Annotated in this window: 9 protein-coding genes; all 9 read left to right on the top strand. The window is 62.4% G+C overall.

Annotated elements, in window-relative coordinates:
* Positions 1 to 357: 357 nt before the first annotated feature.
* The 9 genes from gltB (at position 358) to gspF (ending at position 15,058) form a co-directional block, all read left to right on the top strand.
* The gene (gene gltB, locus RYH74_RS00905; protein ID WP_025340954.1) at positions 358 to 4,803 is read left to right on the top strand and encodes a glutamate synthase large subunit; all 4,446 of its coding nucleotides are present in this window, start codon (positions 358 to 360) and stop codon (positions 4,801 to 4,803) included.
* A 106-nt stretch (positions 4,804 to 4,909) separates the two neighbouring features.
* A complete protein-coding gene (locus tag RYH74_RS00900; RefSeq protein ID WP_013974599.1) occupies positions 4,910 to 6,328 on the top strand; it encodes an FAD-dependent oxidoreductase in 1,419 nt (472 codons plus the stop codon).
* A gap of 230 nt (positions 6,329 to 6,558) precedes the next feature.
* Entirely contained in the window at positions 6,559 to 7,623 is a 1,065-nt protein-coding gene (hemE, locus tag RYH74_RS00895) for a uroporphyrinogen decarboxylase (RefSeq protein WP_075046641.1), read from the top strand.
* Between the two features lie 399 nt (positions 7,624 to 8,022).
* The gene (gbpA, locus tag RYH74_RS00890) at positions 8,023 to 9,486 is read left to right on the top strand and encodes an N-acetylglucosamine-binding protein GbpA (RefSeq protein ID WP_317408838.1); all 1,464 of its coding nucleotides are present in this window, start codon (positions 8,023 to 8,025) and stop codon (positions 9,484 to 9,486) included.
* Positions 9,487 to 9,537: 51 nt separating this feature from the next.
* Complete coding sequence (locus RYH74_RS00885; RefSeq protein WP_075046640.1) at positions 9,538 to 10,050, top strand: cytochrome b; 513 nt, start codon at positions 9,538 to 9,540, stop codon at positions 10,048 to 10,050.
* Between the two features lie 5 nt (positions 10,051 to 10,055).
* A complete protein-coding gene (locus RYH74_RS00880; protein ID WP_317408837.1) occupies positions 10,056 to 10,553 on the top strand; it encodes a type II secretion system protein N in 498 nt (165 codons plus the stop codon).
* The gene (gspD, locus tag RYH74_RS00875) at positions 10,550 to 12,391 is read left to right on the top strand and encodes a type II secretion system secretin GspD (RefSeq protein WP_317408836.1); all 1,842 of its coding nucleotides are present in this window, start codon (positions 10,550 to 10,552) and stop codon (positions 12,389 to 12,391) included. The genes RYH74_RS00880 and gspD overlap by 4 nt, the downstream gene beginning before the upstream one ends.
* Positions 12,388 to 13,851: a type II secretion system ATPase GspE gene (gspE, locus tag RYH74_RS00870; RefSeq protein WP_317408835.1), complete on the top strand. Its 1,464-nt coding sequence runs from the start codon at positions 12,388 to 12,390 to the stop codon at positions 13,849 to 13,851. Before gspD ends, gspE begins: the two co-directional genes overlap by 4 nt.
* Position 13,852: 1 nt before the next feature.
* Positions 13,853 to 15,058, top strand: a complete 1,206-nt coding sequence (gene gspF, locus RYH74_RS00865) for a type II secretion system inner membrane protein GspF (protein ID WP_317408834.1) — start codon at positions 13,853 to 13,855, stop codon at positions 15,056 to 15,058.

The raw sequence follows: 15,058 nt of genomic DNA, 5'->3' as shown, positions 1-15,058 counted from the left end.
ACCACCCCGCCGCCCAGTTGCTGAGCGATTACTGACTTTCGAATAGCCTGCTGCGTTGTCACGCGGCAGGCTTTTCTGTCCCAGACTGCCGGCCACAAGCCTTACTTGCAGTCATGGCTGAAACGCTTCAGACTCGAGCCAAGCCGCTATCACGGCGCATGGCGCAAAAACATTCAAAATTGCGACATAAATTTTCAATGGTGAGACATGAAAATTTGTGGGCATCGCTGTCGCTGTGCAACAATGGTTTTCCATGGCCACCGCAAAAAAGCTGGCGTTTGATCGGCGTGGATGGTAAGTGGTTGTTAAAAAAGAGATTTACCTCCGTTGAGAGGTGAACCTGGTGAGAATGTGTCTATGAAAACAGGTCTGTACCATCCCGAAGAATTCAAGGACAACTGTGGTTTTGGCCTGATCGCCCATATGACGGGCGAACCGAGCCACCACCTTCTGCAAACCGCCATGCAGGCACTGACCTGCATGACGCACCGCGGCGGTATCAACGCCGACGGCAAGACCGGTGACGGTTGCGGTCTGCTCATGCAGAAGCCTGATCAATTCCTGCGTGCCGTGGCCCAGGAGCACTTCGCTGTCGAGCTGCCCAAGCAGTACGCCGTCGGCATGGTGTTCTTCAACCAGGACCCGGTCAAAGCCGAAGCCGCTCGCGCCAACATGGACCGCGAAATCCTCGCTGCTGGCCTGAAGCTGGTCGGCTGGCGCAAGGTGCCGATCGATACCAGCGTGCTCGGCCGCCTGGCCCTTGAGCGCCTGCCGCAGATCGAGCAGGTGTTCATCGGCGGTGAAGGCCTGAGCGACCAGGAATTCGCCATCAAGCTGTTCAGTGCCCGTCGCCGTTCGTCCGTGGCCAACGCCCACGACGCCGACCACTACATCTGCAGCTTCTCGCACAAGACCATCATCTACAAAGGCCTGATGATGCCGCGCGATCTCGCGGCCTTCTACCCAGACCTGGGTGACGAGCGCCTGCAAACCGCGATCTGCGTGTTCCACCAGCGCTTCTCCACCAATACCCTGCCGAAATGGCCGCTGGCGCAGCCGTTCCGCTTCCTCGCCCACAACGGCGAGATCAACACCATCACCGGCAACCGCAACTGGGCCATGGCCCGTCGCACCAAGTTCGCCAACGACCTGATCCCCGACCTCGACGAGCTCGGCCCGCTGGTCAACCGCGTCGGTTCCGACTCATCGAGCATGGACAACATGCTGGAGCTGATGGTCACTGGCGGCATCGACCTGTTCCGTGGCGTGCGCATGCTGGTACCGCCAGCCTGGCAGAACGTCGAGACCATGGACGCCGACCTGCGCGCCTTCTACGAATACAACTCCATGCACATGGAGCCGTGGGATGGCCCGGCCGGTATCGTAATGACCGAAGGCCGCCATGCGGTGTGCCTGCTCGACCGTAACGGCCTGCGCCCGGCGCGCTGGGTGACCACCAAGAACGGCTACATCACCCTGGCGTCGGAAATCGGCGTATGGGACTACAAGCCCGAGGACGTCATCGCCAAGGGCCGCGTCGGCCCGGGCCAGATCTTCGCCGTGGACACCGAAACCGGCCAGATCCTCGACACCGACGCCATCGACAACCGTCTGAAGTCGCGCCACCCGTACAAGCGCTGGCTGCGTCAGCACGCCACGCGCATCCAGGCGACGCTGACCGATGACCAGGGCGTGGCCAGCTACGACGCTGACCAGCTCAAGCAGTACATGAAAATGTTCCAGGTCACCTTCGAAGAGCGTGACCAGGTGCTGCGCCCGCTCGGCGAGCAGGGCCAGGAAGCGGTCGGTTCGATGGGTGACGACACGCCAATGGCCGTGCTGTCGCAGCGCGTGCGTTCGCCGTACGACTTCTTCCGCCAGCAGTTTGCCCAGGTGACCAACCCGCCGATCGACCCGCTGCGCGAAGCGATCGTCATGTCCCTGGAAATCTGCCTGGGTGCCGAGCGCAACATCTTCCAGGAATCCCCGGAGCACGCTTCGCGGGTAATCCTCAGCTCGCCGGTCATCTCGCCCGCCAAGTGGCGTTCGCTGATGAACCTGGAGCGCGAAGGTTTCGACCGCCAGCTGATCGACCTCAACTATGAAGAGAGCGTCGGCCTGGAAGCGGCCATCCGCAACATCGCCGACCAGGCTGAAGAAGCCGTGCGCGCAGGCAAGACCCAGCTGGTGCTGAGCGACCGCTACATCGCCCCGGGCAAGCTGCCGGTGCACGCCTCGCTGGCCGTTGGTGCGGTGCACCACCGCCTGACCGAACAGGGCCTGCGTTGCGACAGCAACATCCTGGTGGAAACCGCCACCGCCCGCGACCCGCACCACTTCGCCGTGCTGCTGGGCTTCGGTGCCTCGGCCGTTTACCCGTACCTGGCCTATGAAGTGCTGGCTGACCTGATCCGTACCGGCGAAGTGTTGGGCGACCTGGACGAAGTCTTCAAGTACTACCGCAAGGGCATCTCCAAGGGCCTGCTGAAGATCCTGTCGAAGATGGGTATCTCCACCATCGCCTCGTACCGTGGCGCGCAGCTGTTCGAAGCCATCGGCCTGGCCGAGGAAGTGGTGGGCCTGAGCTTCAAGGGCGTTTCCAGCCGCATCAAGGGTGCGCGTTTCGCAGACCTGGAAAGCGACCAGAAGCTGCTGGCAGCCGAAGCCTGGAGCGCGCGCAAGCCGATCCAGCAAGGCGGCCTGCTGAAGTTCGTCCACGGTGGCGAATACCACGCCTACAACCCGGACGTGGTCAACACCCTGCAGGCCGCCGTGCAGCAGGGCGACTACGCCAAGTTCAAGGAATACACCACGCTGGTCGATCAGCGCCCGGTGTCGATGATCCGCGACCTGCTGAAGGTGAAAGTGGCCGACCAGCCACTGCCGCTGGAGCAGATCGAGCCGCTGGAGGCGATCCTCAAGCGCTTCGACTCCGCCGGTATCTCGCTGGGTGCTCTGTCGCCAGAGGCCCACGAAGCGCTGGCCGAAGCGATGAACCGCCTGGGCGCGCGTTCCAACTCTGGCGAGGGCGGTGAAGACCCGTCGCGCTACGGCACCATCAAGAGCTCGAAGATCAAGCAGGTGGCCACCGGCCGCTTTGGCGTGACCCCGGAGTACCTGGTCAACGCCGAAGTGCTGCAGATCAAGGTTGCCCAGGGCGCCAAGCCCGGTGAAGGCGGCCAGCTGCCAGGCGGCAAGGTCAACGGCCTGATCGCCAAGCTGCGTTACGCGGTGCCGGGCGTGACCCTGATCTCGCCGCCGCCGCACCACGACATCTACTCGATCGAAGACCTGGCCCAGCTGATCTACGACCTCAAGCAGGTCAACCCGCAGGCCCTGGTTTCGGTCAAGCTGGTGGCAGAAGCTGGCGTCGGCACCATCGCCGCCGGTGTGGCCAAGGCCTATGCCGACCTGATCACCATCTCCGGCTACGACGGTGGTACCGGTGCTTCGCCGCTGACCTCGATCAAGTACGCCGGCGCCCCATGGGAGCTGGGCCTGGCCGAGACCCACCAGACCCTGCGCGGCAACGACCTGCGCGGCAAGGTACGGGTACAGACCGACGGTGGCCTGAAGACCGGCCTGGACGTGATCAAGGCAGCCATCCTCGGTGCCGAAAGCTTCGGTTTCGGTACCGCGCCGATGATCGCCCTGGGCTGCAAGTACCTGCGCATCTGCCACCTGAACAACTGCGCCACCGGCGTGGCCACCCAGAACGACAAGCTGCGCAAGGACCACTACATCGGCACCGTCGACATGGTGATCAACTTCTTCACCTTCGTCGCCGAAGAAACCCGTGAGTGGCTGGCCAAGCTGGGCGTGCGCAGCCTCGGCGAGCTGATCGGCCGTACCGACCTGCTCGACGTGCTGCCAGGCGACACCGAGCGCCAGCAGTACCTGGACCTGTCGCCGCTGCTGGGCAGCTCGCACATCCCGGCTGACAAGCCGCAGTTCTGCGAAGTCGACAAGAACCCGCCGTTCGACCAGGGCGAGCTGGCCGAGAAGATGGTGGAAATGGCCATGCCGGCCATCCGCGACCAGGCCGGTGGCGAGTTCAGCCTCGACATCTGCAACTGCGACCGCTCCATCGGTGCGCGGGTGTCGGGCGAAATCGCCCGCCTGCATGGCAACCAGGGCATGGCCGCGGCGCCGATCACCTTCCGCTTCAAGGGTACTGCGGGCCAGAGCTTCGGCGTGTGGAACGCCGGTGGCCTGAACCTGCACCTGGAAGGCGACGCCAACGACTACGTCGGCAAGGGCATGACCGGTGGCAAGGTCACCATCGTGCCGCCAGCCGGCAGCCCGTTCGAAACCCAGCACAGCGCCATCGTCGGCAACACCTGCCTGTACGGCGCCACCGGCGGCAAGCTGTTCGCCGCTGGTACTGCTGGCGAGCGCTTCGCTGTACGTAACTCCGGCGCCCACGCTGTTGTCGAGGGCACTGGCGATCACTGCTGTGAATACATGACCGGCGGCTTTGTCTGCGTGCTGGGCAAGACCGGTTACAACTTCGGTTCTGGCATGACTGGCGGCTTCGCCTACGTGCTCGACATGGACAATACCTTCGTCGACAAGCTCAACCATGAGCTGGTGGAAATCCAGCGTATCAGTGGTGAAGCGATGGAGGCCTACCGCAGCCACCTGGCGCGGGTCCTTGCCGAGTACGTGGAAGAGACTGGCAGCGAGTGGGGGCGTGAGCTCTCGGAGAACCTGGACGACTACGTGCGGCGCTTCTGGCTGGTGAAGCCGAAGGCAGCCAACCTGAAGCAACTGCTGTCCAGCACCCGTGCCAACCCGCAGTAACAACAGCTGCAAGTGACGGCCCCGTGCGCGGGGCCTGTCGTGCTCAAGTGATCGTCTTGCAGCTTGCAGCCTGAGGCTGGCAACTGCGGTAAAGAGGTTTTGAAAAATGGCTGAACGTCTGAACAACGACTTCCAGTTCATCGAAGTGGGCCGCAAGGACCCGAAGAAAAAGCTGCTGCGCCAGCGCAAGAAGGAGTTCGTGGAAATCTACGAGCCGTTCAAGCCGCAGCAGTCCGTGGAGCAGGCGCACCGCTGCCTGGGCTGCGGTAACCCCTATTGCGAATGGAAGTGCCCGGTACACAACTTCATCCCCAACTGGTTGAAGCTGGTTTCCGAAGGCAACATCCTGGCCGCGGCGGAACTGTCGCACCAGACCAACACCCTGCCGGAAGTGTGCGGCCGCGTATGCCCGCAGGACCGCCTGTGCGAGGGTGCCTGCACCCTGAACGACGGCTTCGGTGCGGTGACCATCGGCTCGGTGGAGAAGTACATCACCGACACCGCCTTCGCCATGGGCTGGCGCCCGGACATGTCCAAGGTCAAGCCAACCGGCAAGCGCGTCGCCATCATCGGTGCCGGCCCGGCTGGCCTGGGCTGTGCCGACGTGCTGGTACGTGCCGGCGTGACCCCGGTGGTGTTCGATCGCAACCCGGAAATCGGCGGCCTGCTGACCTTCGGTATTCCCGAGTTCAAGCTGGAAAAGACCGTGCTCAGCAACCGCCGTGAAGTGTTCACCGGCATGGGCATCGAGTTCCGCCTGAACACCGAGGTGGGCAAGGACGTGACCATGGAGCAACTGCTCGCCGAGTACGACGCGGTGTTCATGGGCATGGGTACCTACACCTACATGAAGGGCGGCTTCCCGGGCGAGGACCTGCCGGGCGTGCATGATGCGCTGGACTTCCTGATCGCCAACGTCAACCGCAACCTGGGCTTCGAGAAGTCGCCGGAAGACTTCGTCGACATGCAGGGCAAGAAGGTGGTGGTACTGGGCGGTGGTGACACCGCGATGGACTGCAACCGCACCTCGATCCGCCAGGGCGCCAAGTCGGTGACCTGCGCCTATCGCCGTGACGAGGCCAACATGCCGGGTTCGCGTCGTGAGGTGAAGAACGCCAAGGAAGAGGGCGTGAAGTTCCTCTACAACCGCCAGCCTATCGCCATTGTCGGCGAGGACAAGGTCGAAGGCGTGAAGGTGGTCGAGACTCGTCTCGGCGAGCCGGATGCCCGTGGCCGTCGCAGCCCGGAGCCGATCCCAGGGTCTGAAGAGATCCTGCCGGCCGATGCCGTGGTCATCGCCTTCGGCTTCCGCCCAAGCCCGGCGCCGTGGTTCGAGCAGCATGGCATCCAGCTGGATAGCCAGGGCCGCGTAGTGGCACCGGAGAAGGGCAAGTTCAAGCACCAGACCAGCAACCCGAAAGTGTTTGCCGGTGGCGACATGGTGCGTGGGTCGGACCTGGTGGTGACGGCTATCTTCGAAGGGCGTACTGCTGCTGAAGGGATCCTGGACTACCTGGAAGTCTGAGGTTGCCTGTACTGGCCTCATCGCCGGCAAGCCAGCTCCCACAAGGGCTGCGGCTCACCCTGTGGGAGCTGGCTTGCCGGCGCTAGGGCCATCGGAACCCCCATCATTAGAATTTTGTATACAAAATCTATTGATCCAGGACATACCTATAGAGAAAAGGCACGGCAAACGGCCGTGCCTTTTCTTTGTGCGTCTGAGAAAATGCCCGCACTATTTTTCCGGATGCCGACATGACTGCCCTGAAGAACGATCGTTTCCTGCGTGCACTGCTCAAGCAACCCGTAGACGTCACCCCGGTGTGGATGATGCGCCAGGCCGGCCGCTACCTGCCGGAGTACCGCGCCAGCCGCGCCAAGGCCGGTGACTTCATGAGCCTGTGCATGAACCCGCAGTTCGCCTGCGAGGTCACCCTGCAGCCGCTGGACCGCTACCCGCTGGACGCGGCGATCCTGTTCTCGGACATCCTCACCATCCCCGATGCCATGGGCCTGGGCCTGTACTTCGAAAGCGGCGAAGGCCCGCGTTTCAAGAAGGTCATCAGCACCCCGGCCGACATCGAAGCGCTGCCGATCCCCGACCCGCAGAAAGACCTTGGCTACGTGATGGACGCGGTCAGCACCATCCGCCGCGAGCTCAACGGCCGCGTGCCGCTGATCGGGTTCTCCGGCAGCCCGTGGACCCTGGCCACCTACATGGTCGAAGGCGGCTCGTCGAAGGACTTCCGCAAGACCAAGGCCATGGCCTACGACAACCCGCAGGCCCTGCACCTGCTGCTGGACAAGCTGGCCCAGTCGGTCACCAGCTACCTCAACGGCCAGATCCTCGCTGGTGCCCAGGCCGTGCAGATTTTCGACACCTGGGGCGGCAACCTGTCGGCGGCGGCTTACCAGGAGTTCTCCCTGGCCTACATGCGCAAGATCGTCAGCGGCCTGATCCGCGAGCACGAAGGGCGCAAGGTGCCGGTGATCCTGTTCACCAAGAACGGCGGCCTGTGGCTGGAAAGCATCGCCGAAGCCGGCGCCGACGCGCTGGGCCTGGACTGGACCTGCGAGATCGGCGATGCCCGCCGCCGCGTGGGTGACAAGGTGGCGCTGCAGGGCAATATGGACCCGACCGTGCTGTACGCCAAGCCCGAAGCTATCCGTAAGGAAGTGGCGCGTATCCTGGCCAGCTATGGCCACGGCACAGGCCATGTGTTCAACCTGGGCCATGGCATCACACCGGAAGTCGACCCGGAGCACGCCGGCGTGTTCATCAACGCGGTGCATGAGCTGTCGGCGCAATATCACGCTTGATTCGAGGCTCCCCGAGGTTTCGGGTCGGGGAGTCTTTCGCAAGCCTGTTCGCATCAGATTGGGGATATTTCCCTGATGTTGAACAGGCTTGGTCAAGTTACATGTCAGCGTTTCACCAAGAAACTTGCATGTCGCTGTGAATCTTTCGATGTAGAGAAAGCTCTCGACATTGAAGATCGATAGTAATTCCTCCTCGCGTCTTTAGCGCTTTTGTTTCGAAAGTCCCAACATGGAAATTGCCTCAAGGCCACGAGAAAAGACCGCGGCCTGCCAGGTTTATTCCTACATGAACGCAAAGTTGTTTTCTTTACTCTCCGCGCTCCATTCGCGCTGAAGGTGCATTGCATTTCAATAAATGCGCCTTTACGCATTTAACCAGCAATGCGTTCGGAGTTCGTGATGAATACAAGAAAGACCCTGCGAAAAAGCGTTGTCGCCACCGGTGTGTGGATGGCGATCGTAGGTGCAGGTTTGCAGGCGCAAATCGCCAATGCACATGGTTACCTGGCTGACCCTCCGTCTCGTGCAGCGCTCTGCCATGCAGGTTTTAAAAACCTGAACGTCAACTGCGGAGGGGCACAGTACGAACCGTTTTCGGTTGGTGAGGTAGTAGGGCGCTTCCCAAGCCAGGGCCCTGAAGATGGAAAAATTGCCAGTGGTGGTGTTCGGAGCGACTTTGCCGCACTAGATGAGCAATCAGCCAATCGCTGGCATCTGACCCCGGTCGTGGACCGTAACATGCAGTTCGACTGGCATTATGAAGCCCCGCATCCGGTGCGATCGTGGGAGTACTTCATTACCAAGGCGGATTGGAACCCCAACGCTGCGTTGACCCGTGACTCATTCGATTCGACCCCGTTCTGTGCGTTGGATGGCAGCAACCAGATACCAGCAAAAGGTACCGGCACCAATCCAAGGCACAGCTGCACATTGCCAGCCGACCGTTCGGGCCAGCACGTGATTCTCGCCGTCTGGAAGGTTGGCGATACCGATAAGGCTTTCCACAGTGTCGCTGACGTCGATATCCAGCTGGATGGCGGCCCGGTCCCTGAGTGGCCGCGCCTGGCTGAAATCAGCGCCAGCCGTGACCTTGAAGTTGGTGACAAAGTTACTGCCCGGGCATTCGATGCCAATGGGGAGCGTACTGCAAACCATGTAAGCATCAAGATCGAAAATGCCGAAGAAGCGATAGCTGCCAACTGGGCTTACAAGCTTGCCAAGCAGATCAACGAAACCCAGACGTTGGTACGTGCCGGTAAAATGGATGCGGACGGTAATATCGAGCCTGTGCAGGGCTCCAACAGCATCTTCGCCAAAGCCGAAAGTGGGCTGACCAACTACCTTCTGCACTTTGAAACCGCTGCCGGCGAGCAGGCCACGATGCACCTGCACGATGTCAAACCCGAATACACGATCACCGACGGCAAGGGTGGTGTGGATTTCACCGTCATGACCAACAAGGCCCTGACAGTGACAGCGCGGCTGTTCGATACCAACAAGAAGCAGGTCTCTTACTCGCGTCAGAGCGTCAACGGCACCGAGCCGTTCGTGCTGAATGTCGAAAGTACCGAAGGCGAGCATACCCTCAAGGTCGTAGGCGTGGACAAGCGTGAGCGGGTGCTGCTGCAGGACGAGAAGACGGTTCAGCTCAAAGCGGCTGGCGATGGGTCTCACGACTTCGTTTTCCCGGAATCGCTGTCGAGCTACAAGGCTGGCACAACAGTGCTGCAGCCTAAGAATGGCAAGGTCTACGAGTGCCAGCCGTTCCCTAACTCGGGCTACTGCGGGCAGTACTCAGCGGCTGCCAACCAGTTCGAGCCAGGTGTTGGCTCCGACTGGAACATGGCCTGGACCGAGAAGTAAAGCGTCCGACCTGGCCCCTTCCGGCGGGGCCAGGCTCCTCGAGTACTATCTATGCAAGTACAAAAATATTGCTGGCAGCAGATCCTCCTGCACTGGATCTCTGCCACGGTCATCATTTGGGTCTTGATCAGCGGTTTCTACGTGGCGTACCTGAATGTCTCCCCCGCCACACGTCACTTTGTGGCATTCGTCAATGTGGCCATGACGACGCTGTTCATCCCCGTATTCATGCTGCGCTGGCTGTTGCGCCTGACCAGACCCAAACCACGCAGCCCGCATGACCATCTCAAGCACCAGCGCATCGCTCATGTCGCCCATGAGGGCTTGTACTGGACCACAGCTATCGTGCTGTTGTCCGGTGTGCTGATGATGGATCGGGTCATCGATGTGTTCGGTTGGTTCTCAATCGCGCCCATGCTGAGCGACCCGTTCTGGCACAACGTCTGGTTCAAGACTCACATCGCTTCCTGCCTGTTGCTAGGCCTTGGCGTTTCGATGCACATCGCCGCCGTGCTCTTGCATGAGCTGTCCGGGCGGCGCGTGCTGAGGCGGATGCTGCCCTGATTACGATGAAGCGCTCGTCGTATCTGATTTGGCTGGCGTTCGTGCTGGTAACGCTTGCCTGCCTGGCATGGCGTGAAAGCGTTTATCCCGCAGTTGCGCCCCCGGTCGTCCAGGACCCGCCGGTGACGACAGCGGCTTTGCCGGAAAAACCATTGTCGGCGGCTACCTTGGCCCTGGCGTTCGGCTTTCAGGCGCCGGGCCAACGGCAGTCGAGCCGGGCGGATATCGCCCTCAAGGCCAGCTTCGTTTCCAGCCAGGGCGATGCCCGAGCGTTGGTGAGAAGCGACAGCGGCGAGGCTATCTATCGCGTCGGAGACCGGTTACCTGGCCATGGCGTGCTGCGCCAAATAAATGTGCGTTCCATCGTGCTGTGGATCGACGGCCGCGAGGAAGTCGTGTCGTTGTCCAGCGATACCCCCTCTGTATTTCTGCCCACGGGTGCGGCGACTCGCCCGCGCCCTGTTTCAGACCCCTCAGCCCGCCTGTTGCGGGAGGTGCAATGACTCTGATGCGATACTTGCGCGCCGCCTCGTTCGGCGCCTCACTTACCCTTGCCTGCTCCCAGGCGCTTGCTGAGGCACCCACCTGGCAATTGGCGATGAGCGATGCCGACGTGCGCGACGTGGTGCGTGAGGTCGGGGCGATCCTTGACCAGCCGATCATTCTCGACCCGCGCGTGCAGGGGCGCATCACCGTCCTTTCGAACGAGGCGCTTGATCGCGAAGGGATACGGCGGCTGTTCTACTCGGTGCTCAATGCCCAGGGCTTTGCCGCCGTGAACGACGGCGACCGCTTGCTGGTGCTGCCTGCAAGCGAAGCCAAGGCCTGGGCAAATCAGCAGGTGGAGGCCATACCGGCAGCGGTCACCACACGGGTTTTCAACCTGTCGGGCAGTGTCGCTGCCGATCTGGCCGGCTTGCTGCGGCCGTTGGTTTCCAGCAATGGCTACATTGGACCGTCCAGCTCCGCCAACGCCCTGGTGATCACCGACTCCGCAGCCAACCTGGACCGCCTGGAAAACTTGGTCCTGCAGCTCGACAGTGGCCAGCGGCATGATCATGAACTGGTGACCTTGCGCAAAGCCCAGGCCGAGGTTGTATTCCCGGTGGTCGAAGCCGCCGCCGGTGGCCCGGACAGCGGCGTTCGGGTACTGGCTGACATGAACGGCAACCGTCTTCTGATCCTGGGCCCGATCAAGTCCAGGCAACGTCTTGCGCAACTGACCCGCTCGCTGGATGTACCGGTTCCGGCCACTTCGCAGAACTGGCGGGTGGTGCGCCTGCAACACAGCAGTGCCGAGCAGCTTGCCGAAGTATTGGGTGAGGTGGGCAAGCGGCTCGATGGTACGCCGGGCGCCAAGGCTCTGGGCGCGGACCTCCCCGGCGAGGCCATGGTCAAGGCCGATGCCAGCCAGAACGCCCTGGTGATAATGGGCGAGCCGCAGACGCTGGGCCGCGTGGAGCAGATCATCCAACAACTGGACCAGCCCCGGGCGCAAGTGCTGATCCATGCAGCAATCGTCGAAGTCAGTGGCAGCATCGATGAAGCGTTGGGCCTGCAATGGGGCATCGACAAAGGTGGCCTCAAAGGCGGCGTTACCTTCAGCGAAAGTGGTGCTGCCCTGGCCGACCTGCTGGGCAAGGAAACCAAGCTGCCGGGGGGCGTCGCCCTGGCCATTGGCTCGGACCGTTTTGCCGCGCTGGTTTCGGCCTTGGCCAGCAATAGCCGCAGCAACCTGTTGTCGACGCCGAGCCTGCTGACCTTGGACAACCAGGAGGCGCAGATTCTGGTAGGCCAGAACGTGCCGTTCAAGACCGGCTCCTACGTTACCCCCGGTAGTGGTTCGGAGAACCCCTTTACCACAGTCGAGCGCAAGGACATCGGTATCAGCCTGAAGGTGCGCCCGCACATCAATGAAGGGCGCAGTCTGCGCCTCGAGGTCGAGCAGGAAAGCTCGGAAATTGCACCCAGCACGGCCGAGAACGACCTGATCACCAACAAGCGCACGCTCAAGAGCACCATCTTGGCCGCCGATGGCGAGATTATCGTGATCGGCGGCCTGATCAAGGACAGCGTGCGCAAGGTAGAGCGCGGTGTTCCGCTGCTCAGCCGTATTCCGTGGGTGGGCGGTCTGTTCCGGTGGCGCAGCGATACTCAGGAAAAGACCAACCTGATGGTTTTCCTGCGCCCGACTATTCTGCGCAGCCAGGCCGAGCTGGTCGAGACGGGCCGACGCGCCTACGAAGGGGTACGCGCTGCGGATGATTCGACCCTGCCGGAAGATCCCCGGCAGATGTTCGAGTCGCAGGCTCTGCCCGGCGCGTCAGGGCCACGCTCATGAACAGCGACCTGCCGTTCAGCTTTGCCCGACGTCACGGCATCCTGCTCGATCGCCAGGCGGCTGAGCCTGCCTTGCTGATGCGAGAAGGCACTTCGCTGGCCGCCCTTGCCGAAGCCTGCCGTGTGGTGGGCAGCAACTGGCACCTGCGGCGTGTCAGCGATGCCGACTTCGCCGAGCGCCTGGCCAGTTGCTACGGCCCCGGCCAGGATGCAGCGCAGGCCGTTGTTCAGGGCCTGGACCGGGAAATCGACCTGGCGCAGCTGGCTGAAGCCTTGCCGCAAACCAGCGACCTGCTGGAGCAACAGGACGATGCGCCGATCATCCGCCTGCTCAATGCCTTGTTCAGCGAGGCGGTGAGGGCCCGGGCCTCGGACGTCCACCTGGAAACCTTCGAGCATCAGCTGCGCGTACGCATGCGTATCGACGGCGTCATGCGCGAGGTGCTGGCGCCACCACGGGAGCTATCTGCACTGCTGGTTTCGCGCATCAAGGTCATGGCGCGCCTGGACATCGCCGAGAAGCGCGTGCCTCAGGATGGCCGGATCAGCCTGCGCCTGGCTGGCCACGAAGTGGATGTGCGGGTGTCGACCTTGCCCGCCGCCCATGGCGAGCGGGTGGTACTGCGTTTGCTGGACAAGCAGGCAATGCGTCTGGACATCGACCATATGCAGATGCCCGGCTCTGTGCGTGCTGGCTTCATGCGCATGCTGGAGAAACCACATGGCATTTTCCTGGTCACCGGGCCCACCGGTTCCGGCAAGACCACAACGCTGTACACCGCGCTTTCGTACCTCAACCAGGTATCGCGCAATATCCTCACCGTCGAAGACCCGGTCGAATACTACCTTCCCGGCATCGGCCAGACCCAGGTCAACACCAAGGTCGACATGACCTTCGCCCGGGGGCTGCGTGCCATCTTGCGACAGGACCCCGACGTGGTCATGGTGGGCGAGATCCGCGATCGGGAGACCGCCGAGATTGCGGTGCAGGCCTCGTTGACGGGCCACCTGGTGCTGTCCACCTTGCATACCAACAGCGCTCTGGGCGCAATCACACGCCTTGCCGACATGGGCATCGATACGTGCCTGCTCGCATCTTCACTGGCCGGGATCATGGCCCAGCGTCTGGTGCGACGGCTTTGCCCCCATTGCCGGGTCGAACATGAAGTGGACGAGGCCACGGCGAGCGTCCTGGGCCACCCGGCCGAATTGCCGCCGCGGCTCTACAAGGCGCAGGGCTGTAGCGAATGCCAGCTGGGTTACAGCGGGCGCGTGGCGTTGCACGAGATGCTGGTGGTGAAGCCCGCGTTGGCCCAGGCGATTCACGCCCGGGCGTCTCAGGACGACATGCTCGAATTGATCCGCGTGGATACACCAAGCCTGTTCCAGCATGGCGTCCAGCGGGTCTGCCAGGGGCAGACAAGCGTGGCAGAACTGCTGCGCGTTACGGGGCAGGACTGACATGGCGCTGTTCCGCTATCAGGCCCAGGATGCAAAGGGTGTGCGCCAGCGAGGCACCGTGGAAGCGTCGGGTGCGCGCCAGGCCCGGCAAACATTGCGCGAGCAAGGGTTGCTGGTGCTGAGCATTAGCCCCTTGGGGGCATCCCCTTTGGCCCGGTTGCTGGCTCGCAATACCCTGAGTCTGGCCCGGCGCTCGCTGCTGACGCGCCAGCTGGCGACTCTGCTGCATGCCGGGGTGCCGTTGACCGAGGCGTTGCAGGCAGTTGCCGAGCAGAGTACGCCGCGCCACGTACGTCAGGTATTGCGCGGCGTGGCTGAGCGGGTTGTCGAAGGCCATGCGCTGGCGCAGGCCCTGGCGCATTACCCACAGGCATTTCCCATGGTTTATCGGGCCACCGTGGCCGCTGCCGAACGTTCCGGCCACCTGGCAGGTGTGCTCGAGCGTTTGGCCGAGCATGGCGAGAACCATCAGGCCCTGCGACAGAAGGTACAGCTGGCGATGGTTTACCCGGTGATCCTGCTGGTTGTCTCGTTGCTGGTGGTGGGTTTTCTGCTGGGCTATGTGGTGCCAGACGTGGTGCAGGCTTTTTCGCGTGACCATGCACAGCTGCCGCTGGCAACGCGAGTGCTGATCGCCTTGAGCGATGCCACGAACCATTACGGCTTGGCAGCGCTGGCGCTATTGGTCATGGCCATTGCACTGGTTGCCTGTGCCCTTCGCCAACCGGCAAGGCGCAGCCAATGGCATGGCTTTTCACTGCGCCTGCCCGGATATGGCGAATTTGTCCGGGCCAGTGAAGCGGCCCGCTTCATCAGCACCCTTGCGATCCTGGGGCGCAGCGGCGTGGTATTGGTCGAGGCGATGAACATCAGCGCGGCCGTGATCGGCAACCTGATTCTACGCGAGCGCCTGCTGCGGGCCGCCCGTGAGCTGGGTGAGGGCACCACGCTGGCCAACTGCCTGGCACGCAGCGAAGCCTTGCCACCGCTGATGCTGCACATGATCGCCAGCGGCGAACGCGCCGGTGAGCTGGACACCATGCTCGAACGTGCCGCAGACCTTCAGGCCAAACAACTGGCAGGGCGTATTTCCTTGCTGGTGAGCCTCTGTGAGCCCCTGATGCTGCTGGTGATGGGGGGCATCGTGCTGTTCATCGTGCTCGCCATCCTGCTGCCGATCCTCAACCTCAACCAACTGGTCAACTGA

Origin of the sequence: Pseudomonas sp. LSJ-87 (assembly GCF_032971465.1) — a bacterium.
In the GTDB taxonomy this organism is placed as follows: domain Bacteria; phylum Pseudomonadota; class Gammaproteobacteria; order Pseudomonadales; family Pseudomonadaceae; genus Aquipseudomonas; species Aquipseudomonas putida_Z.
The sequence above is the reverse complement of the archived record's forward strand: the minus strand, read 5'-3'. Positions and strand labels throughout refer to the sequence as shown.

What these genes read in the sequence shown, in the direction of transcription:
- gltB (WP_025340954.1), top strand. Translation starts at nt 358, where the DNA reads ATGAAAACAGGTCTGTACCATCCCGAAGAATTCAAGGACAACTGTGGT.
- RYH74_RS00900 (WP_013974599.1), top strand. Translation starts at nt 4,910, where the DNA reads ATGGCTGAACGTCTGAACAACGACTTCCAGTTCATCGAAGTGGGCCGC.
- hemE (WP_075046641.1), top strand. Translation starts at nt 6,559, where the DNA reads ATGACTGCCCTGAAGAACGATCGTTTCCTGCGTGCACTGCTCAAGCAA.
- gbpA (WP_317408838.1), top strand. Translation starts at nt 8,023, where the DNA reads ATGAATACAAGAAAGACCCTGCGAAAAAGCGTTGTCGCCACCGGTGTG.
- RYH74_RS00885 (WP_075046640.1), top strand. Translation starts at nt 9,538, where the DNA reads ATGCAAGTACAAAAATATTGCTGGCAGCAGATCCTCCTGCACTGGATC.
- RYH74_RS00880 (WP_317408837.1), top strand. Translation starts at nt 10,056, where the DNA reads ATGAAGCGCTCGTCGTATCTGATTTGGCTGGCGTTCGTGCTGGTAACG.
- gspD (WP_317408836.1), top strand. Translation starts at nt 10,550, where the DNA reads ATGACTCTGATGCGATACTTGCGCGCCGCCTCGTTCGGCGCCTCACTT.
- gspE (WP_317408835.1), top strand. Translation starts at nt 12,388, where the DNA reads ATGAACAGCGACCTGCCGTTCAGCTTTGCCCGACGTCACGGCATCCTG.
- gspF (WP_317408834.1), top strand. Translation starts at nt 13,853, where the DNA reads ATGGCGCTGTTCCGCTATCAGGCCCAGGATGCAAAGGGTGTGCGCCAG.